18 protein-coding genes are annotated in these 19,384 nt (G+C 53.1%); 9 read left to right on the top strand and 9 right to left on the bottom strand.

What is annotated here, in order from left to right; all coding sequences use genetic code 11:
* The first annotated feature begins 306 nt into the window (after window positions 1–306).
* From IQ268_RS14795 to IQ268_RS14780, 4 genes are all read left to right on the top strand, one after another.
* On the top strand, window positions 307–729 hold the full coding sequence (locus tag IQ268_RS14795; RefSeq protein WP_193880238.1) for a hypothetical protein: 423 nt from the start codon (window positions 307–309) through the stop codon (window positions 727–729).
* Between the two features lie 139 nt (window positions 730–868).
* Window positions 869–2,953, top strand: coding sequence for a single-stranded-DNA-specific exonuclease RecJ (gene recJ / locus IQ268_RS14790; RefSeq protein ID WP_370584666.1), 2,085 nt, complete (start codon window positions 869–871; stop codon window positions 2,951–2,953).
* 283 nt (window positions 2,954–3,236) lie between these two features.
* Window positions 3,237–3,719, top strand: coding sequence for a YbjN domain-containing protein (locus tag IQ268_RS14785; RefSeq protein WP_193880235.1), 483 nt, complete (start codon window positions 3,237–3,239; stop codon window positions 3,717–3,719).
* A 62-nt stretch (window positions 3,720–3,781) separates the two neighbouring features.
* Window positions 3,782–4,456 carry a biotin/lipoate A/B protein ligase family protein gene (locus tag IQ268_RS14780; protein ID WP_193880380.1) on the top strand — a complete coding sequence of 225 codons (675 nt, stop codon included), beginning with the start codon at window positions 3,782–3,784 and terminating at the stop codon, window positions 4,454–4,456.
* Between the two features lie 4 nt (window positions 4,457–4,460).
* On the opposite strand, the gene IQ268_RS14775 is transcribed toward IQ268_RS14780, so the two are convergent.
* The 3 genes from IQ268_RS14775 to psaK all read right to left on the bottom strand — a co-directional run bounded on the left by IQ268_RS14775 (window position 4,461) and on the right by psaK (window position 7,106).
* A complete protein-coding gene (locus IQ268_RS14775) occupies window positions 4,461–5,108 on the bottom strand; it encodes a calcium-binding protein (RefSeq protein ID WP_193880232.1) in 648 nt (215 codons plus the stop codon).
* A gap of 278 nt (window positions 5,109–5,386) precedes the next feature.
* Window positions 5,387–6,598, bottom strand: a complete 1,212-nt coding sequence (locus IQ268_RS14770; RefSeq protein ID WP_193880229.1) for a site-2 protease family protein — start codon at window positions 6,596–6,598, stop codon at window positions 5,387–5,389.
* Window positions 6,599–6,842: 244 nt separating this feature from the next.
* Window positions 6,843–7,106, bottom strand: a complete 264-nt coding sequence (gene psaK, locus IQ268_RS14765; protein WP_193880226.1) for a photosystem I reaction center subunit PsaK — start codon at window positions 7,104–7,106, stop codon at window positions 6,843–6,845.
* Window positions 7,107–7,509: 403 nt separating this feature from the next.
* On the opposite strand from psaK, the gene IQ268_RS14760 reads away from it, so the two are divergent.
* Window positions 7,510–8,175, top strand: coding sequence for a phosphoribosylanthranilate isomerase (locus tag IQ268_RS14760; protein WP_193880377.1), 666 nt, complete (start codon window positions 7,510–7,512; stop codon window positions 8,173–8,175).
* An 83-nt stretch (window positions 8,176–8,258) separates the two neighbouring features.
* Here IQ268_RS14760 and folE read toward each other — a convergent pair whose 3' ends face one another.
* The 4 genes from folE to IQ268_RS14740 form a co-directional block, all read right to left on the bottom strand.
* Window positions 8,259–8,987: a GTP cyclohydrolase I FolE gene (gene folE / locus IQ268_RS14755; protein ID WP_193880223.1), complete on the bottom strand. Its 729-nt coding sequence runs from the start codon at window positions 8,985–8,987 to the stop codon at window positions 8,259–8,261.
* A gap of 57 nt (window positions 8,988–9,044) precedes the next feature.
* Window positions 9,045–9,764, bottom strand: a complete 720-nt coding sequence (locus tag IQ268_RS14750) for an SDR family oxidoreductase (protein ID WP_193880221.1) — start codon at window positions 9,762–9,764, stop codon at window positions 9,045–9,047.
* 493 nt (window positions 9,765–10,257) lie between these two features.
* Window positions 10,258–11,241, bottom strand: a complete 984-nt coding sequence (locus IQ268_RS14745; protein WP_193880218.1) for an acetyl-CoA carboxylase carboxyltransferase subunit alpha — start codon at window positions 11,239–11,241, stop codon at window positions 10,258–10,260.
* A gap of 111 nt (window positions 11,242–11,352) precedes the next feature.
* Complete coding sequence (locus IQ268_RS14740) at window positions 11,353–11,871, bottom strand: GNAT family N-acetyltransferase (protein ID WP_193880215.1); 519 nt, start codon at window positions 11,869–11,871, stop codon at window positions 11,353–11,355.
* An 88-nt stretch (window positions 11,872–11,959) separates the two neighbouring features.
* Here IQ268_RS14740 and IQ268_RS14735 point away from each other — a divergent pair, with 88 nt between their 5' ends.
* From IQ268_RS14735 to IQ268_RS14725, 3 genes are all read left to right on the top strand, one after another.
* Window positions 11,960–13,129 carry an IscS subfamily cysteine desulfurase gene (locus IQ268_RS14735; RefSeq protein ID WP_193880212.1) on the top strand — a complete coding sequence of 390 codons (1,170 nt, stop codon included), beginning with the start codon at window positions 11,960–11,962 and terminating at the stop codon, window positions 13,127–13,129.
* 304 nt (window positions 13,130–13,433) lie between these two features.
* The gene (locus tag IQ268_RS14730) at window positions 13,434–14,243 is read left to right on the top strand and encodes a glucose 1-dehydrogenase (protein ID WP_193880209.1); all 810 of its coding nucleotides are present in this window, start codon (window positions 13,434–13,436) and stop codon (window positions 14,241–14,243) included.
* A gap of 183 nt (window positions 14,244–14,426) precedes the next feature.
* Complete coding sequence (locus tag IQ268_RS14725; protein ID WP_193880206.1) at window positions 14,427–17,078, top strand: glucosidase; 2,652 nt, start codon at window positions 14,427–14,429, stop codon at window positions 17,076–17,078.
* Between the two features lie 78 nt (window positions 17,079–17,156).
* Here the strand turns inward: IQ268_RS14725 and IQ268_RS14720 are convergent, their stop codons facing one another.
* Window positions 17,157–17,990: a pentapeptide repeat-containing protein gene (locus IQ268_RS14720; RefSeq protein ID WP_193880373.1), complete on the bottom strand. Its 834-nt coding sequence runs from the start codon at window positions 17,988–17,990 to the stop codon at window positions 17,157–17,159.
* Here IQ268_RS14720 and IQ268_RS14715 point away from each other — a divergent pair.
* The gene (locus IQ268_RS14715) at window positions 17,989–18,900 is read left to right on the top strand and encodes a phosphodiester glycosidase family protein (protein ID WP_228035373.1); all 912 of its coding nucleotides are present in this window, start codon (window positions 17,989–17,991) and stop codon (window positions 18,898–18,900) included. The genes IQ268_RS14720 and IQ268_RS14715 overlap by 2 nt on opposite strands.
* A gap of 52 nt (window positions 18,901–18,952) precedes the next feature.
* Here the strand turns inward: IQ268_RS14715 and IQ268_RS14710 are convergent, their stop codons facing one another.
* A complete protein-coding gene (locus IQ268_RS14710; RefSeq protein WP_193880202.1) occupies window positions 18,953–19,381 on the bottom strand; it encodes an anti-sigma regulatory factor in 429 nt (142 codons plus the stop codon).
* Between the last annotated feature and the right edge of the window lie 3 nt (window positions 19,382–19,384).

Raw genomic sequence — 19,384 nt, 5'->3', positions numbered from 1 at the left:
AAAACGATAATGCAGCAATGGTCAGCAGTGGTAAACACCGAGATTGGTCACTTAATGTTCAGCGCAAAAGCAGACAACGTTTTTGCACTTTTTACATTGTATTTATACTTTCGCACTGTGTATATAACTGTCAAATTTTGTCGTTTTTTTTAACTAGCACCATCAACTCACCGTGAACAGAATGAGCCGTTGACTGAATCGATTGACATTAAGGGCTAAGCCGCTCATTCTATTTGGTTGATGTCTTTACTCACATTGCATCGTGCTGATTGGTTTTAATGCCGCTTCAATAGCTGGGAGGTCGCTGTGGCAAAGGGTGTATCGATTGCTTTAGGCACGACAGTATGGCTAATTGCCCCGGCTGATCTGTCGGGTTTACTGGCTCAAACCTGTGCAACAAACTGTGTTGCTCAGCAAATTCAGTTCACACCGGGGCAGCCGATTCGGTTGGAAATGGTGAACCACACATCGAGCCTGGTGCAGGTTGAGCAGATCGTAAGAACAAATCCAATCCCGCTATTGCCGGGGCAAGCGTTAGAAATTGATTCAAGTTTTGGCACGGCACCAAACACCTCAGTCGTATTTTGGGATGAAACGGCTCTGTCGATCCGGGCACAGTTGGTTCGCCCGAATGAGCGCACCCTGCGGATTGAAATTTTTCCAGGCGGGCAACCCCCAGGCGATCGCTCCGTTTATATTCAAAATGATGGCAAGGTGGCTGTGTTCTAGCCCGTTGAGGTGATGAGTCGAGATCAATGTTATTTTTGCCAGGAAGCAAACGCTCATGCGAAGCTGATACAGCGACTCCCCAAACCATCGCACCCCGTGGCCGCGCACCCCTATCCCTTAACCTGGATCGATCGTGCCGATTTTCCAATCAACCGCACCGCACCGACAAATGCGTATTCCCAATCAACGCTGGCGCATTGCTGAAGCTCAGGCAGAACGAGCAATTCAGCTATCACAGCTTACCCAACTTCCCCTGCTGCTATCGCAGGTGTTAATCAATCGGGGAATGGATACGCCTGAGGCGGTTCAAACGTTTTTACAACCAGAGGCGCAGTCGTTGCCATCGCCACTGGTGGAATTTCCCGATTTGCCGATCGCACTAGAGCTGTTGATGCGGGCGATCTCAACCCATCAGGCGATCGCCATTTGCGGCGACTACGATGCCGATGGCATGACCAGCACGGCGCTGCTGCTGCGGGCGTTGCGATCGCTAGGAGCGCACGTAGACTACGCCATTCCCAGCCGGATGCAGGAGGGCTACGGCATCAATCAGCGCATGGTTGAAGAATTTCACCAGGAAGGGTTTGGTGTAATTCTCACCGTCGATAACGGCATTGCCGCCCCCGCACCGATCGCCCGTGCCAGAGAGCTGGGCTTAACCGTGATCGTGACCGACCATCACGACATTCCGCCAGAATTGCCGCCAGCCAATGCTATCCTCAACCCCAAACTGATTGCAGAAGAGTCGCCCTACCGGGGCGTGGCGGGTGTGGGAGTAGCGTACATTCTGGCGGTATGTTTAGCGCAATGTTTACAGAAGACACACGATTTGACCACACCGCTGATTGAGCTATTCACCCTGGGGACGATCGCCGATTTGGCACCGCTCACTGGGGTTAATCGGCGCTGGGTACGACGGGGTTTAAAACTGTTGCCCAAATCGAAATTGGCGGGAGTGCAAGCGCTGATTCAAGTGGCCGGGTTGAGTCAGGAAAAAGCGCTGAAGCCAGAAGCGATCGGCTTTCGTTTGGGGCCGCGCATTAATGCGATCGGTCGTCTGGCCGACCCGCAAATTGTGATTGAACTGCTGACCACCGACCATGACGGTCGCGCCCTGGAACTGGCGATGCAGTGCGAGCAAATTAACCAGACGCGGCAGCGGTTGTGCGAACAAATTGAGCAAGACGCGATCGCCTGGTGCGAACAGACGCAGTTCAATCCCACCCAGGAGCAGGTGCTTGTGATTGTGCAACCCGGTTGGCATCACGGCGTGATCGGCATTGTGGCCTCTCGCTTAGTAGAGCGCTATGGCGTGCCCGTGTTTATTGGCACCTACGAATCGCAGGAGCAGGATCACATTCGGGGGTCTGCCCGTGGCATTCCAGAATTCAACGTCTTTGAAGCCCTGCAATGTTGTGCCGACCTGCTGGGAAAATTTGGCGGACACCGGGCGGCGGGTGGGTTTTCCTTCAAGGCGGAGCAGTTGGACGACGTGCGATCGCGGCTGCAAAGCGTTGCGGCCATGCAGCTTCGTCCTGAACACCTGAAGCCGCTGGTGGTCATTGATGCTCAGGCAACCTTGGGCCAGCTCGATTTGCCGTTGTATGACCAGATCGATCGCCTGCACCCCTGCGGCATCGAAAACCCCGATCCGGTCTTTTGGACACCTAATGTGCCAATTTTGGAACAGCGAGCGATCGGCAAAGAGGGCGCGCATCTCAAGCTAACCCTGGCCTGCGAAACGAACGGCAAACAGATGAAGGCGATCGCATGGCGTTGGGGCGAATATTATCCGCTCCCCAGTCGGCTCGATATCGCCTATCGGCTGCGCGTCAACGAATGGAACGGCTCTAAAAGCGTAGAACTGGAACTCGTTGGGGTTCGCCTGCCGCTGGCGGCATCGCCACCCTTGCCCTCAGCCCAAGAAACCCACTTGACGCTAAACCTCAACGCCCCACTTCCGGCCAAAGCCGAGTTCTACTATGGCGATCGCCCTTACACCTGCTGCATCTCCCAGGTGGCAACTGAACGAGAACTGCGAATTAGAAACGCCGAAGGTCAAATATTAGCCGTTCAACCGCAGCACCAGCGAGGACTGCTGGGCAAAAGCCGTGAAGAGGCTCAGGAGGTTGATATTTCTCAACCTCACTATTCCAACCTGATTCAGGCGGCTCTGAAGGCGATCGAACTGGCGCAGGCACCCTTGCCTGCACCGACCTCTTAACGCCAGGGCAACCCATCGACGAGCGCTTTCAAACCCCAGCGCAATATACCAAAGGTGGGAGACTGCCCGTTCGCTCCTTGCGCTACAGTTAGGTCGGTCTGAAAGCAAACTCTCCAGGGGTGATGAAGCGTTGGGATGAGTCTAGGTCTGTCCTCGACAGCAATGGACGGTCAACGTTTACAGAGGGGGCGATCGAACGTAAAAAAAATCACGCAACTTCCAATCGATAAACCCCATAGAAGCTAGAGTTGTGATGGCAAGGTTTGAGGCAAATTCCTGAATTATGACGACCTACAATCCCAAAAACGACCCAGACCAATCATCTGAGCAAAGCCTCGTCAGCGAAACCACTATCGCTGCCAACCATCTAGAGGTGATTGAAACCGTCATCTCCAGTCTGCAAGAAGACAACAGCGCGATGGTGAGCCATACAGACGACGGTTATCTGTGGAAGTTTAAGTATGGAACCGTGGAAGTCTTTGTTCAACTGACAGGAACGACAGACGAAGACATGCTGACGGTTTGGTCGCCGGTTTTAAAGCTACCTGCTAACAACGAACCGCAACTGATGCGGAAACTGCTAGAGCTGAACTGGTCTAGCACTTATGAGTCGTACTTTGGCATTCTCGACGGTCAGATTGTCGTTTCGTCGCAGCGCACCGTAGCCGAACTCTCGCCAACGGAAGTCTCTCGCAATATCACGGTCGTTGCCACGATCGCCGATGAGTATGACGAAGCGCTGCAAGCCGAATTTGGCAAGAGCTAACCCGGTTGACAGCTTCTGTGTGGCGCTTCGTTCCCTGCTTGCAAGCGTCCGGTCAGGTGCAAATGCAGCTTGATCGGTGGCTGTTTGAGCAGCATTGTTTAGGGCTTCACCCGCCGACCCTGCGCTTCTACCGTTGGTCGCCGATCGCCATTTCCCTGGGTTATCATCAACGTCGGTATCCTGAGCGCTGGCAGCATCTCACTTGGAAAGGAGAACCCATCGATCTGGTTCGTCGCCCCACGGGTGGGCGGGCGGTACTGCATCAAGGGGAATTAACCTACGCTGTAGTGACCTCTGGCATTGGCGGCAACCGAATGCAAGCCTATCAGACCCTGTGTGAGTTTTTGATTGCCGGATGTCGATCGCTCGGCATCCAGCTTCAGTTTGGGCAGGCAGGACGCGGCTACATCCACAATCCCAACTGCTTTGGTACCGCGACCACAGCCGATCTGGTGCTGCCAGATGGCACCAAGATCATTGGCAGTGCCCAACTGCGCCGAGGGGATGCCATTTTGCAGCACGGGTCGATTCAGCTCAGTTTAGACCCTGACCTGTTTTACCGAGTGTTTGAAACGGAACGGCCACCGCTGAACGTGCTGCCCGATCCGCCAATTCAAGCGCTGACTGAAGCATTGACTCGTGCCGCCAGTCAGTGTTTTGGGGTGCAGTTTTTGCACCAACCCTTGGCAGAGTCAGAATGGCAAGCTGTTCTTGCCCAGGAGACGCTGCGGGTATAGCAACCTAATTGACAAAATCCACGGCGGTAATTTGGTCGGCTTTGACGTTCTTCAATAACGCCAGCGTTTTGTCGTCGTAGCTAATCGACACGTCGCGACCCCGTTGGGTGATGGCAATATCGCTGAAGTCGATGTCGTTCAGAATTCTGATCTGATCAAAACCAACTTTGAAATCGAAAATGGTGTCGCGCCCGGCATTCGGTTCGAGCACAAAGGTATCGCGTCCCAGGCCGCCAATTAGATCATCCAGACCCTTGCCGCCTGCGAGAATATCATCTCCTCTGCCGCCGTCGAGGACATCTCTGCCCAGCAGACCCGCCAGAATATCCTTGCCGCCGCGTCCGTTGAGGCGATCGCCGCCTGCCCCACCGTTGAGCAAGTCATCTGTTATCCGCCCAATCAAAACATCATTACCCAGCAGCCCCAGCAATACCCGTCTGCCGACGAATCCAGTGACCACATCATTGCCGATGCCGCCCCTAACGATGTCGCTGCCAACAAAGCGATCCAGATCAACATCATCCAGGCGATCGAACAAACTTCTGAGGCCATCGAGCAGGTCAAGATCATCAACGTTGTCAAAGATAGTGTCAACGACATCGAGCACATCATCAACCAGATCATCTAAATCGAGAGTCGGTAATACGTTCATGTTGATCCTCAAATAATGTGACGGCAACCCAAACGGCTAGCCGCTAACACGAATAGGGCACAATCCACTGGCGAGTCATTTGGGGAGAAGACCAGCCGCGATTGTTCAATGAGCATGAAGGGAGCGAATCTGTATAGCATGACTGCCGGAAGCGATCGCGCGTTCCGCACAGTTGCAATCAATTTCGCTTAAAAGCTGTTTTGCGAGTCCAATGTGTAGCCCGACACCTGTAGGGGGTGCAGAACCCTGCGGCAAGACGGCGATAGGTGAGATGTTTGTTAAGCCGATTCGTTGGTGGCTTTGGCGATCGCCTGGAGCTGCAAACCGGGTGGATAAGCGCCTTCTTCTTTAATCCGCTTGATCACAGTATCGGAAATAGGCATATTGAGCTTTTCGGCCAGCGATCGCACTACATCCCCCCGATCGATCACCCCGGCCACCGCACCCGCAGGCGTTAACACCGTAATGCGCCGCAGCGAGCCAACTTCTAACTGCTCAATCACTTCGGTTAAGGGGGTCGATTCAGTCACGGTAGCAATATCGGCCAACGGATGAACAATGTCGTGCAGGGTTTGCGTTTCCCACAGGCTCCGCTCTACCTGGCGTAAATCATCCACGACCACCAGCCCCCGATAGCGACCGTCCGACGCGGCAAAATATTCACCGGATTGCACACGTTCGATCAGGTATTTGTCGGCAAACTCGCGCAGCGTCATGTTGGCATCCACCACCCGAAACTCGCGCCCCATCGCTGCTGCCGCGTTGAGATGAACCAGCGCCTCTTGCAAATCGGTAACGCGGCTGTAAGCACTGGCATTACGAACACCAAACCATCCTAACAACGCAATCCACAGCATCCCAATTCGGGTAAACGAGGAGCTGACATACAGCGTAAACCCAATGATGATTGCTGCCCAGCCCAACAGTTGCCCAAACTTCGCCGCCCAGCGAACCCCCTGCAGCCGACTGCCAGTTGCTTTCCAAATGGCCGCCTTAAGCACCTGCCCACCGTCTAGCGGCAAGCCGGGAATCATATTGAAAATGGCTAACACCAGGTTGATGCCGGCCAGGTTGTTAATCACAACGCTGATGGGTTCTGGCAGCGGCAAAACCTGACTAATCACCGTCAATAGCAGGAACAGCAGAAAGCTGACCCCTGGTCCGGCAATCGCCACCTGAAACGCCTGACTCGGCGTTTTAGACTCCTGATCAATTGAGGCAATTCCCCCAAATAGGAACAGCGTAATTGAGGTGACGTTGATACCTTGCGATCGCGCCACCAGGCTGTGCCCCAGTTCGTGTAGCAACACCGAGGCAAACAGCGACAGCGCCATGGCAAATCCGGCAATCCATGCAGTGGTTGATGACCAGTTTTGAGTCTGCCAGGCCGAACCGTACAAAAACGTGACGAAGGCCAGAATCAAAAACCAAGAGGAATCAATCAGCAGGGGAATACCAAACAGTGAGCCAATTCGCCAACCAGATTTCATGCCGCTGTCCTTAACTGTAGTGATTCCAAGAAGCAGCCAGCAGGCTGACACTCCCGGTAGAATCTTGTATTATCCTGAGCTTTCTTCGATTCTACCGAAAATCGAAAGAGGCGACCCTGCTGGTCTTCCGGCTCCCAAACACGACTGAGGCAATGACACCACAGTTGTGCGGTTTCCGTGACTATGCAGCGATCGCCCCCTGAGCCATCATGGATGGCTTAGAGATGGAAATACTGTAATCCGATTACAAAATGCCAGCGTTAGACAAGCCTAAGATAGCACCAGCCCCTAGAATATGACCAAAGCTTGCAGTGGCTAGCAGTTCTGGAATGCCAAATCCGGTAAACATGGCAGGCACTTCAACGGGTAAGGATGGGCCAACTCCCCGCTTCTGGATGGCATAGTAGCCAATGGCAATAGCCAGCAGGTTACAAACAATCATCACCAACCCGACGCTAGGCGACCAGCTAGTGGTTCGAGCAACAGCCAATAATAAAGTAGATGACATCAAGACTTCTTCTCCTAACTCTATTTGATATGGGTTTGCTTCAAGCCAGCGCCCAGGGTTTGGCTCAGAGATATCAGGTGTGCAGACAACACATGAATTGATGCTGGACACAGAGTCACGATTAGAACAAACGCTCTACAATCTCCTGCCTAAACTTTGTATGGCTAAAGTCTCAAAGCAATAAGGATTATAAAAAAGTGCCTGATCCTGAATTCCAAATTGTTTGAAGAGTTAACAGTTATTGGAAAAACTGAAACAAAACTATGTAATTCTGGAAGCAGTTGCTCAATGGGTTGATTCCAGGGTGGCTGAGCCGTTCAGCGGCTAAACTACTGGTTGAATGGATTTGAGCATCCTGGTGGTTGCTGTATCCCAACTTGAATTTAGAGGCAATGAGTTAATCATGCGAGTCAAAATCTGCGGCATTACACAACCAGAGCAGGGAGCTGCGATCGCCCGGTTAGGCGCAACCGCTCTGGGGTTTATCTGTGTACCGCAGTCGCCTCGCTACGTTGTACCAGAGCAAATCCGAGCCGTTGTCGAACACCTGGCTGTTCCGGTTGATCGGGTTGGGGTGTTTGCCGATGTGCCCCTAGAGGAGATGGTGCGAGTAGTGGCGATCGCCAACCTAAACGGAGTTCAGCTTCACGGCAACGAATCGCCCGCCGTTTGCCGCCAGCTCAAATCAGCATTGCCTGGCATTGAAGTTATTAAAGCGCTGCGAGTTCGCAACAGCAATGCCTTAGAGCAAGCTCAGTTGTATTACGGCGCAGTAGATACCTTATTGCTAGATGCATACCATCCCGATGTGCTGGGTGGCACAGGTAAAACCCTGGATTGGTCGGCCTTGCAGCAATTTTGTCCAACCTGTCCCTGGTTTTTAGCCGGAGGCATCAATCCCGACAATGTGCTAAACGCACTGAGCCAAATTCAGCCGCATGGGATTGATCTGTCCAGCGGAGTCGAAATTTCACCAGGGTACAAAGATCTTGACCGGGTGGCTCAACTGTTCGAACGATTGAAGGCCAAACCGCTGCTGGGATCGCAGTCGTCGTTGGTTGAGCGGTGAGCGATCGCGTCGAAGGCTCCAAACGAGAAGGGGTGTGGGTCGATCGCCCACACCCTCTACGCTTTGCCCCTATTTCTGCTCGTCTAGAAGAATGCAGCCTGGTGACGAATTAAGCTGAGAAACTCTTCGCGAGTCTTCTGGTCATCCTGGAAAACACCGACCATTGCGCTAGTCACCGTCCAGGAACCTGGCTTTTGCACCCCGCGCATTGCCATGCACATGTGGGTTGCTTCCATAACCACCGCCACGCCTCTGGGTTCCAAAATGGTTTGAACCGCTTCTGCAACCTGACGAGTTAACCGTTCCTGTACCTGTAACCGACGGGCATACATCTCAACAATGCGAGCAATTTTGCTTAAGCCCACGACCTTCTCATTGGGGATATAAGCCACATGAGCTTTTCCCATAAAGGGCAGCATGTGGTGTTCGCACAGGCTAAAGAAATTGATATCTCTGACCAGCACCATCTCGTTGTGCCCTTCGTCGAAGATGGCACCATTAACCAGCTCCTCCAGGGATTGATGATAGCCATTCGTCAGAAATTGCATGGCCTCAGCGACCCGCTTGGGGGTTTTAAGCAGCCCTTCCCGTTCCGGATCTTCACCCACGCCTAGCAGAATGGTACGCACCGCGTCCATCATTTCATCTGTAGCAACCTCTGGAGTGGTTTTCAACTGCGACTCCTGACCGTGGGACGTGTTGCGATCGGGTCTAGATTCAAGACGCGCTGTATTAGCCGTCTCAGAGGGGGTAGAATCGGCTGTGGGTTTCGAGTTTTGGCCGTTGTAGCCGTTGGAAGAAGCAATAGACATAAGTACTCAGAAGTCTCCAAAAATGGTTAAACGGGGCAAAGAGGAAGCGATGAAACGCTACAGCGCTCCAGCACTTGGCATGACCGTCAGTTCTTCAATCACCGCTTCCGAGGGGAGAGTCGCGGCATGAAGCACCGATTGAGCAACCGTTTGGGGGGTCAGCATCCGAGAGCGATCGAAATCAGCATGAACCGTCTCTGTATCCCAAAGGGAGGTATTGACCGCCCCAGGGTTGAGGATAACGACTCGAATCCCGTTTGCTCGTTCTTCAGCCGCCAGCGTTTTGGATAGGGCAATCAATCCGGCTTTGCTAACGTTGTAGGCACCCCAGCCCGGAAAGGCCTGGTATCCGGCAATGGACGCGATGTTGATGATCGTGCCCTGTTGGCGGTCGCGCATTCCCGGTAAAACGGCCTGAATGCACTGAAACACGCTGGTCAGATTAATGGTCATCACCTGCTGCCAGTCAGCCAGCGATGTATCCCGCAGATCTCCGGTGTAGCCAATTCCGGCACTGTTTACCAGAATGTCTAAACCGAAATCAGCCGCGATCGCGCCAATTTGCGCTTCCACCGTTTCCACGGCAGACAGATCACACGGATACACATTGACCGCGACACCCAGTTGGCTCACTTCGGCGGCAACAGCGTCCAGTTTGGACTGAGAACGACTCACCAGCGCCAGATCGATTCCGGCCTTAGCAAAGGCGATCGCAGTTGCTCTACCAATTCCACTACTGGCTCCTGTAATCAGGGCACGACGGTTTGTTGCAATCATGAAAGGTTCCAAATCTTTGCCAAGTTCATTGGTGTCCTATTCAGCCAAAGCTTAGGACATCGGTTCGTTGGTCTGTTCAAGATTAGTAGGTCGGGGTGCAATAAACGATTAACGGCAGATTAGGCTTAGATAAACACCGGAAGATGAACAGATGGACAACAGGTAATCAGCACTCTGGTGCTAGCCCAGGGTAGTTTTGCAGTGCAGTCGTTGCAAAAAAGATGTGCTTTATGTGCCTCCATCGGCTCTGTTCTTCTCCAGTGATGACTTGGGATAAAACCTTTAAAGTCGCGCCTATTAGTTAACAACAGCGCTAAAAAAGCCAGCGCTCAAGGGAGCAGCCGCTCAAAGATTAGGAACAATGTAAACAATTGTTTCCTTCAGAATTATAGCACTGGCAATCGCGTCTCTTTAATGCCTCAAGAATTAATGCTCCACGAAAACAAGGCTCAGCCAACGGTTGATTCAGGCTAACGGTTTGTGGTGATAACGCTCAAGCAGACATTTCCATAAACACGCCGATGTTGCGGAACTTTTGGTAACGCAGTTCCCGCCGCTGTTGATGAGTCATTTGCAGCAGCTCTGATAAGTTTTCGAGCAAGACCTGCTTCAGGCTCTCAGCCGCTTTGACAGGATGAGCATGGGCACCGCCCAGCGGTTCTGGAATTACCTGATCGATAATGTCTAAATGCTTCAAATCGGTTGCGGTGAGCTTCAACGCTTCTGCGGCCTGGGGGGCTTTGCTGGCATCGCGCCAAATGATAGCGGCACAGGCTTCAGGAGGCGCAACACAATAAACGGAATGCTCGAACATCATCAGCCGATCGCCCACACCAATTCCCAGCGCGCCACCTGACCCACCTTCGCCAATTACAGTACAGATGATCGGCACTTCCAGGCGAAACATTTCTCGCAGGTTGTAGGCGATCGCTTCTCCTTGCCCTAACCGCTCTGCTTCCACCCCAGGATAGGCAGCAGGAGTATCAATGAAGGTTAAAATCGGCATCCCAAAGCGATTGGCGTGTTCCATCAACCGCATCGCTTTGCGATAGCCACCGGGATGCGCCATGCCAAAGTTACGGGTGATGTTGTCTTTGGTGTCTCGCCCTTTCTGCTGACCCAACATCATCACCGGGCGACCAGCCAACCGAGCCACGCCGCCTACGATCGCCGGGTCATCCATGCCCGTGGTGCGATCGCCATGCAGTTCCAGCCAGTCGTCGCTAATGGCCTGAATGTAGTCCAACGTGCTGGGACGGCGCGGATGGCGTGCCACCTGTAGCTGTTGCGCCGGGGTTAAACTGTGAAAAATTTCTTGACGCAGTTGGGCGGCTCGCTCCTCTAGCTTCCAGATCTGTTCCGAGACATCAACGTCGTTTTCTTCTGCGAGTTCACGAATTTGCGTAATTCGCGCCTCTAGTTCAACTAAGGGCTTTTCAAAATCTAAAAGGACGGGTCGGCGATCGGAGGTTGTCATAGCCTGGGGTGGTCAATGGTGGCGAAACCACGATGCCAGAGATAATTCCCTAACAGCGGGGCGGACTCAGTCTCTAATTATCTAACAGTTTTCAGAAACTTTGTAATTGTTCTACACTTCCTGGAACGCAGCAGGATAGATAACCCGCCCCTGATAGCGATCGCCGCTATCCTGTTGTGGCTTGAGCCATTTGACCATAAAGGCTTCGTCTGGAACCGGAAACGGGGCGGTAATTCCAAACTGGCTGGCTGGCTCAAACCCAAACCGCTGGTAAAACGAGGGATGCCCCAAAACCACGATCAGCGGAGCGTCTGTGGCGGCAGCACTGGTTAAACCGGCCAGAACCAACGCACTGCCAATCCCCTGATGCTGCCAACCGGGATGAACCGCCAGCGGTGCTAATCCTAGAACAGGCAACACTATCTCGTTATTGACCAAATCGATCAGGCTGAACAAAATGTGGCCGACGATCGCCCCATCCTGCTCGGCTACCAGGGAAAGCGTGGGCAGGTAGCGCTCGGATTGACGAATGCGTTCTACCACGCGAGCTTCATTGGGTCGTGCAAAGGCTTGCTGATGCACTGCGGCGATCGCTGCATCATCGAATGGGGTTGCAGAACGAATAGTCATCACTAGCGCTACCGGGGCAGCAATTAGCCCATCGAATAGATTTGAGTTGAGATAATGTAATTAGCGAGTTGAGGTACATGCCCCTATCATGCCGCATCGTCCTATTTATTTAGACCACCACGCAACGACCCCGGTTGATGAACGAGTCTTGGCGGCAATGATGCCTTACTTCACCACGCATTTTGGCAACCCGGCCAGCGTCGCCCATCAGTATGGCTGGGAAGCAGAGGCCGCCGTCCAGCAAGCCCGCGAAACCATAGCGGCAGCAATTCACGCCACGCCCGAAGAAATCATCTTTACCAGTGGAGCTACAGAAGCCAACAACCTGGCGATTAAAGGTGTAGCCGAAGCGTATATTACTCGTGGCCGTCATATCATCACGGTACAAACCGAACACAACGCCATACTTGACCCGTGCCGCTATCTGCAATCGTTGGGGTTTGACGTAACGGTGCTGCCGGTGCAGCCGGATGGCTTGATTGATATGCAGGAACTAGAACGCGCCTTTCGTCCAGATACAATTCTGGTGTCGGTCATGGCTGCCAATAATGAAATCGGTGTAGTGCAGCCTCTAGAGGCGATCGGTACCCTGTGTCACAGCCGCAGTGTGTTGTTCCATAGCGATGCCGCTCAGGCGATCGGCAAAATTCCGCTGAATGTGCAAACCATGCAGATTGACCTGATGTCGCTGACGGGGCACAAAGTTTACGCACCCAAAGGCATTGGAGCGCTTTATGTCCGCCGCCGAAACCCCAGGGTGCAGCTTGCGCCGCAGTTGCATGGTGGAGGGCACGAACGGGGAATGCGATCGGGAACGCTGTATCCACCGCAAATTGTTGGTTTTGCGGCAGCGGTGCAGCTTGCCCAAACGGAAATGGAGGCAGAAGCCGATCGCCTGACTCAGTTGCGCGATCGCCTGTGGCAACGGTTACAGAGTTTGGATGGCATTTATCTTAATGGTCATCCCAGCCAACGGCTGCCGGGAAACTTGAACATCAGCGTGGATGGGGTCGATGGTCAGGCGTTATTGCTGGGGCTTCAGCCAGTGGTAGCTGTTTCCTCCGGCTCGGCTTGCACGTCGGCCAACATTGAACCATCGCATGTATTAGCCGCACTGGGGCGATCGAACAATCTGGCCTTTGCCTCCATCCGCTTTGGAATTGGGCGGTTCAACACAGCAGCAGAACTCGATCGCGTGGCAGAGGCAACGATCGCCACCATTCAGGCATTGCGTGGGGTGGCGATCGCTGGCGCTTGACGGTGGCTGTTCGTCATAACGGATGATTAGAGCCTACAGGATGACAAATCCAACCATAGATAGGGGAAGTAACGGCTTTGCTCCTGTTACCGTGCCCCTGTGTAGATGATGGACGTGCAGCATTGGAGACGCGCATTCCACATCTACTCAGGTGGGTGGTTTGCGCGTAACTCGGTTGAACATTGAACCAAGACAATGTCCTCCATTCTTTCAAGCGTCTGCATGATCGTACCGCAGACACACGTTCCGTATTGAACCTGCCTTAACCGCAGGGCAACTCACCCCTTTAGAAAGCAAACAGAATATGAAAGGACTCAAAGGTAAAACGGCGCTGATTACAGGTGCCACATCAGGCATTGGGCAGGCGATCGCCATTCGTTTAGCGCAAGAAGGATGCAACATTGCAATTAACTATCGCGGCAATCCGGAACGGGCAGAGGAAACCGAAGAGAAAGCCATTCAAAAAGCCTGTAGCGACATAGAAGGATGCGGCGTGCGATCGCTGCCCGTTCAAGGCGATGTTTCTAACGAATCAGACATCATCAACATGGTGAACACCGTGATTGAGACATTGGGCAGTTTGGATATTCTGATCAACAATGCCGGCATTCAAAGTGAAAAAGCCTCGCATGAACTGGGCTCCGATGAGTTCGATCGCATCATTGGAGTTAATCTGCGAGGCGCGTTTCTGTGTGCGCGGGAAACCATTAAGCATCTGGTGGAGCAGAAGCGATCGGGTGTCATCATCAACGTCTCCAGCGTTCACGAAATCATTCCCCGTCCGCTGTATGTCAGCTATTCCATCAGCAAAGGCGGTATGGGAAACATGACTAAAACCCTGGCGCTAGAATACGCCAACCGTGGCATCCGCGTGAATGGCATCGCCCCCGGAGCGACCATTACCCCGATCAATGAAGCCTGGACAGAAGACCCCGAAAAACAGGCAGAGGTCGAGAGCCATATCCCAATGGGGCGAGCCGGAACATCAGAAGAAATGGCCGCCGCCGCTGCTTTTCTAGCCTCTGATGAAGCAGCTTACATCACCGGACAAACTCTATTTATCGACGGCGGATTAACCCTCTATGCCGACTTTCAAGAACCCTGGTCTGCATAAATGATGGGTAAAAACGTCTAATTGGTAACTCGACACCTGCTAAGGGCGTGGCCTCCTGCAAGAAACTCCTGCAAGAAACAAGTACAGGCAAGACTTTTCGGCCTGTTTCAGCGGCTCATGCTACGCCCTTGAGGCCGTTACTCCATTTCAAACCTCCCTACAAACGTTCATCCAATACATACTATGACTGCTGAACAAACCCGGTTAGAAGCCGATCGAAATCGCACGGCCTACTGGCGCAGGTGGGGGCCTTATCTCAGCGAACGCCAATGGGGAACCGTGCGCGAAGACTATAGCTCTGATGGATCAGCCTGGGATCATTTTCCCCACGACCAGGCGCGATCGCGGGCTTACCGCTGGGGCGAAGATGGCATTGGCGGTATTTCCGATAACCATCAACGCCTGTGTTTTGCGATCGCCCTCTGGAATGAGCAAGACCCGATCATTAAAGAGCGCATTTTTGGATTGACGGGGCCTCAGGGCAATCATGGCGAGGATGTCAAAGAGTACTACTTTTACCTCGACAACACGCCTAGCCATGCCTACATGAAGTATTTGTACAAATATCCCCAGAGCGCATTCCCTTATACCGAGCTGGTGGCCGAAAATCAGCATCGTGGCTTTCATGATCCTGAGTTTGAACTGGTGGACACGGGTGTTTTTAACGACAACCGCTACTTTGATGTGGTGGTGGACTATGCCAAGCACAGCGACGAAGATATTCTGATCCAGATCAGCGTTACCAACCGCGCCAGCGAAGCCAAACCCTTGCACCTGTTGCCCACTCTCTGGTTTCGCAACACCTGGTCATGGGGAGGAGATAACGAAAAGCCCTTTATGCGAGAGGTTGAGTCTCGCAATGGCAATCGCATCATTCATGCTGCTCATCCTGACCTGGGCGATCGCTGGCTCTACTGTCAAACGCCCGACGAAGTGCTGTTTACCGAAAACGAAACAAACAATGAACGGTTATTTGGCGTGGCGAACTCATCACCCTACGTCAAAGATGGCATCAATGATTACATCGTTCATGGCAAAACCGAAGCGGTAAACCCAGAACGGTGGGGCACTAAAGCCGCCGCACACTATTCATGCACCCTGGAGGCCGGAGCAACACAGGTCTTGCGCTTGCGCTTATCTAACCTGGCACCACAACCAGAAATGGATGCCTTTGCAAACAGTGAGGCTACACTTCAGCAACGCCAGCAGGAGGCAGATGAGTTTTATCGGCGCTTTGCTCCTGATGATTCTGACGATGCCCGTAACGTTCAGCGGCAGGCGTTTGCAGGCTTACTGTGGACCAAGCAGTACTATCACTATGTGGTAGAAGATTGGCTGGCAGGGGATGAGAACCAGCCCACGCCCCAGCGACACAATGCCCGTAATGAAGAGTGGATTCATCTATTCAATGATGACATCATCTCCATGCCCGACAAATGGGAATTTCCCTGGTATGCCGCCTGGGATTTAGCGTTCCACACCGTTCCCCTGGCCATGATCGACCCAGACTTCGCCAAACGGCAAATGGATCGGCTGACGCGGGAATGGTACATGCATCCTAATGGGCAAATGCCTGCCTACGAATGGCACTTCAGCGATGTCAATCCTCCTGTCCATGCCTGGGGCACTTGGCGAGTGTACCAAATTGAAAAAGCGCTGTATGGCCATGCCGATACCGAGTTTCTGGAACGGGTCTTCCAAAAGCTGCTGTTGAACTTTACCTGGTGGGTGAACCGCAAAGATAACAATGGCAACAATGTTTTTCAGGGCGGATTCCTTGGCTTAGACAACATCGGCATTTTCGATCGCAGTTCTGAGCTGCCTACAGGTGGCTATCTAGAGCAGGCCGATGGCACCAGTTGGATGGGCATGTACTGCCTCAACATGCTGGCGATCGCCCTGGAACTGGCTAAAACCAACCGCGCCTATGAAGATATCGCCAGCAAGTTTTTTGAACATTTTCTCTACATCGCCAATGCCATGAATCACATGGGCAGCACCGACATTCATTTGTGGGATGAGGCCGATCGCTTCTTCTACGATGTGCTGCACACCCCGGATGACGATCGCCACCGCTTGAAGGTGCGATCGATGGTAGGGCTGGTGCCGCTATTTGCCGTGGAACTGTTGTCCTCAGAGATGCTAGAGGCATTCCCGGAGTTTAAGAGACGGTTTGAGTGGTTCATCCAAAATCGCCCCAACCTGCAAACGAACATTGCCTCCCTGGAACCCAAGGCCAGCCAGGGCGATCGCCTACTCGCAATTGTGAATCCAGATCGGCTCAAGCCCATTTTGCAACGAATGCTAGACGAGACTGAGTTCTTGAGTCCCTATGGCGTGCGATCGGTCTCCAAATATCATGCTGACCATCCCTACGGATTCGAGGTCAACGGAGAGTGGCATCAGGTCGCCTATGAACCAGCCGAATCGACTAGCGGCATGTTTGGCGGCAACTCTAACTGGCGCGGCCCCGTATGGTTCCCAATGAACCTGCTGATCATTGAATCCTTGCAAAAATTCCATCGTTACCTGGGAGACGACTTTAAAGTTGAGTGCCCTACTGGCTCCGGGCAATGGCTGACCCTGGCCGAAGTGGCGATCGAACTCTCGCAACGTCTTGTCCGCATTTTTCAACGAAACGAAGCTGACCAGCGCCCGGTACATGGAGGGCACGCGCTATTTCAGTCTGATCCGCACTGGCGCAATCTGCTGCTGTTCTATGAATACTTCCATGGAGACAACGGAGCCGGACTGGGCGCTAATCACCAAACTGGATGGACAGGGTTAGCGGCAACCTTGATCTATGAAAACGCGACGGGTAAACCTCTATGCTGATTGGCGGATAGACACAAGGGCAATGTTTGCCTCTACCCATTGCCCTACCCATTGCAGGAAGGCTATCCCCAGAGAGGGCTATCGTTCCCAAAACCCAACGGCTCCAGAAAAGTCGGCATTGCGTAACCTGGCTCCATCGAATTTGGCGTGGGTCAGGTTTGCGCCCCGAAAGGATGTACCCACCGCGCACCGAATCGATTTCAGCACTAGCCCGATCGCTTCAATCGTTAGCCCAACATACAGAATTGACAACAGACCCAGCAGCAGACCTATCCCCCACACCTGCCCGCTAAGACAGGCGATCGCCGTTGTTCCCAGCAGGAAAGCAAAGCCGTACGTGGCAACCACCCCTGTTGTTGCGATGGCGATCGCCATCAGCCGATTGTGCCATCGCAACCGAGCCACCACCGTCAACCCTGCCGCGATCGCTGAGCCTGCCATCGCCAGTTTTGGATTGTTGTCCGTCAGGCTGCCCACATAGAAAAAGCCGAGCAGCGCACCGATCGCCGTGCTGGTCAGCAGTTCTGGCATTCGTCCAGCCTTGGTACGATCGCCGCGAACGGCGCAAATCCCGGCGCTCGTTGCTGCCATGCCCAAAACGCCATGCAGCATGAGTACAAACGGCCAGGCTTCATCCTCTGGAGATTGACCCACCACCCCAAAAATCAAGCGGCTGAGGGTATCTCCGACCAGCCAGCCAATGGTGACGGTAAACATAAACCACATCAGCGTTTGCTGGACAGTTTGCCCGGTTTTAACCCGCTCAAAATTCGCTTCCATCAGTTGCGCCTTGCTAAAGTCGCAGCCGCGCAGATCAGATCCACTGAAGTCGGCTCTGTTCAAGTTTTGGCCGCGAAAGGAACAGTTCCGTAAATTTCGATTCGAGAAATTAAGAGCGTGAGGACGAGACATGGAGTCGCTGGGTGGAATGAAGCTATTTATCAAAACGATTGGCAGCAGTTTGCTGATACTGCCCTTTGTCTTTTATGGGATACCCCACTTTTTGCGTCCAGCCCGGACAGCGGAAACGCGATCGCTGTTTCAGGGCATTGTCTATCAACGGCAAATTCACGCATCTCCTCGTCCATTTGTGACCCATCTCATCTCTGTTGATCTCACGGCTCCGGGCGTTCGGGCGTTCGTTGCTCCTGGCACCCCAACCCCCGACCAAACAGAAACGACTGCCTATACCGTGTCAGAGTTTCTGACGCAGTTTGATCTACAGCTTGCCGTGAATGCTAGCTTCTTTTATCCGTTTACAGAAAAAACGCCCTGGAATTACTATCCCCACAGTGGCGATCGCGCTAATGTTGTGGGGCAAGCCATTTCCAACGGTACGGAATACTCAGCAGCGGAAACGAACTGGGTCGTTCTTTGTTTTTTAGACCATCAGCGTGCCCATATTTTCAACCAGGCAAAATGTCCCAACCATACAAAACAAGCGGTTGCCGGAAATCGAGTGTTAGTAGCCAACGGCAAAGCGGTAGAGATCGATCAGCATTCACCCGACCAGGTTAAACCCTACGCACGCGTAGCAGTGGCGATCGACCAATCAGGGCAAAAACTGTGGCTGATTGTGGTCGATGGCAAGCAACGCTTCTACAGCCAGGGCGTAACCCTGCCAGAATTAGCGGAGATAGTGATCCAGCTTGGAGCAGATGCCGCGATCAACCTGGATGGCGGCGGTTCAACGACACTGGCATTGGAAACGGCACACGGCGCGACGCTCTTAAACGCGCCGATCCACACCAAAATTCCCATGCGCGAACGTCCAGTAGCCAACATCTTGGGTTTCTATGCGCTGCCGGTGCGTCCAGAGTGAGGAGATCGGGGATCGGGGTGGAATGAATTCAGCCAATGCGCTCAACCAGAGATCAACAAGGCTCTTCGCTGGGGAGACTGGCTTCTAGCATCAAACAGTTGCGTCCGTTGACTTGCAGCCGATATTCCACCCGATCCATCAAACGGTTGAGAATCAGCCAGCCATAACCACCCTCTTGATGATCATCTGGAGCAGGCGGTAAATAGGTCGATAAATCAAACCCTTTACCGTGATCCCAAATTTCTAAACAAATATTGTGGTCTTTGAGTTCCAGGCGAATGAGTACGGGCAGATTAGGTTGATTTCGATGGGCATGACGGACGACATTAGAATATGCCTCCACCAACACCAGGCGCAGTCGGTTTGACTGCCGCGACCAATCGACGTAATCACCGATCTCGACCTCTAAAGAGCCGAGCAACCAACCTTCAACAATCGTCAAAAACTTGAGGTCACTTGGGACGTGCAGTTCGGTCCTCATTAC

Source organism: Oculatella sp. LEGE 06141 (assembly GCF_015207605.1).
Lineage (GTDB): Bacteria > Cyanobacteriota > Cyanobacteriia > Elainellales > Elainellaceae > Oculatella.
This window is presented reverse-complemented; position numbering and strand designations above follow the sequence as displayed.

What these genes read in the sequence shown, in the direction of transcription:
- IQ268_RS14785 (WP_193880235.1), top strand. Translation starts at nt 3,237, where the DNA reads ATGACGACCTACAATCCCAAAAACGACCCAGACCAATCATCTGAGCAA.
- IQ268_RS14780 (WP_193880380.1), top strand. Translation starts at nt 3,782, where the DNA reads ATGCAGCTTGATCGGTGGCTGTTTGAGCAGCATTGTTTAGGGCTTCAC.
- IQ268_RS14775 (WP_193880232.1), bottom strand. Translation starts at nt 5,108, where the DNA reads ATGAACGTATTACCGACTCTCGATTTAGATGATCTGGTTGATGATGTG.
- IQ268_RS14770 (WP_193880229.1), bottom strand. Translation starts at nt 6,598, where the DNA reads ATGAAATCTGGTTGGCGAATTGGCTCACTGTTTGGTATTCCCCTGCTG.
- psaK (WP_193880226.1), bottom strand. Translation starts at nt 7,106, where the DNA reads ATGTCATCTACTTTATTATTGGCTGTTGCTCGAACCACTAGCTGGTCG.
- IQ268_RS14760 (WP_193880377.1), top strand. Translation starts at nt 7,510, where the DNA reads ATGCGAGTCAAAATCTGCGGCATTACACAACCAGAGCAGGGAGCTGCG.
- folE (WP_193880223.1), bottom strand. Translation starts at nt 8,987, where the DNA reads ATGTCTATTGCTTCTTCCAACGGCTACAACGGCCAAAACTCGAAACCC.
- IQ268_RS14750 (WP_193880221.1), bottom strand. Translation starts at nt 9,764, where the DNA reads ATGATTGCAACAAACCGTCGTGCCCTGATTACAGGAGCCAGTAGTGGA.
- IQ268_RS14745 (WP_193880218.1), bottom strand. Translation starts at nt 11,241, where the DNA reads ATGACAACCTCCGATCGCCGACCCGTCCTTTTAGATTTTGAAAAGCCC.
- IQ268_RS14740 (WP_193880215.1), bottom strand. Translation starts at nt 11,871, where the DNA reads ATGACTATTCGTTCTGCAACCCCATTCGATGATGCAGCGATCGCCGCA.
- IQ268_RS14735 (WP_193880212.1), top strand. Translation starts at nt 11,960, where the DNA reads ATGCCGCATCGTCCTATTTATTTAGACCACCACGCAACGACCCCGGTT.
- IQ268_RS14730 (WP_193880209.1), top strand. Translation starts at nt 13,434, where the DNA reads ATGAAAGGACTCAAAGGTAAAACGGCGCTGATTACAGGTGCCACATCA.
- IQ268_RS14725 (WP_193880206.1), top strand. Translation starts at nt 14,427, where the DNA reads ATGACTGCTGAACAAACCCGGTTAGAAGCCGATCGAAATCGCACGGCC.
- IQ268_RS14715 (WP_228035373.1), top strand. Translation starts at nt 17,989, where the DNA reads ATGGAGTCGCTGGGTGGAATGAAGCTATTTATCAAAACGATTGGCAGC.
- IQ268_RS14720 (WP_193880373.1), bottom strand. Translation starts at nt 17,990, where the DNA reads ATGTCTCGTCCTCACGCTCTTAATTTCTCGAATCGAAATTTACGGAAC.
- IQ268_RS14710 (WP_193880202.1), bottom strand. Translation starts at nt 19,381, where the DNA reads ATGAGGACCGAACTGCACGTCCCAAGTGACCTCAAGTTTTTGACGATT.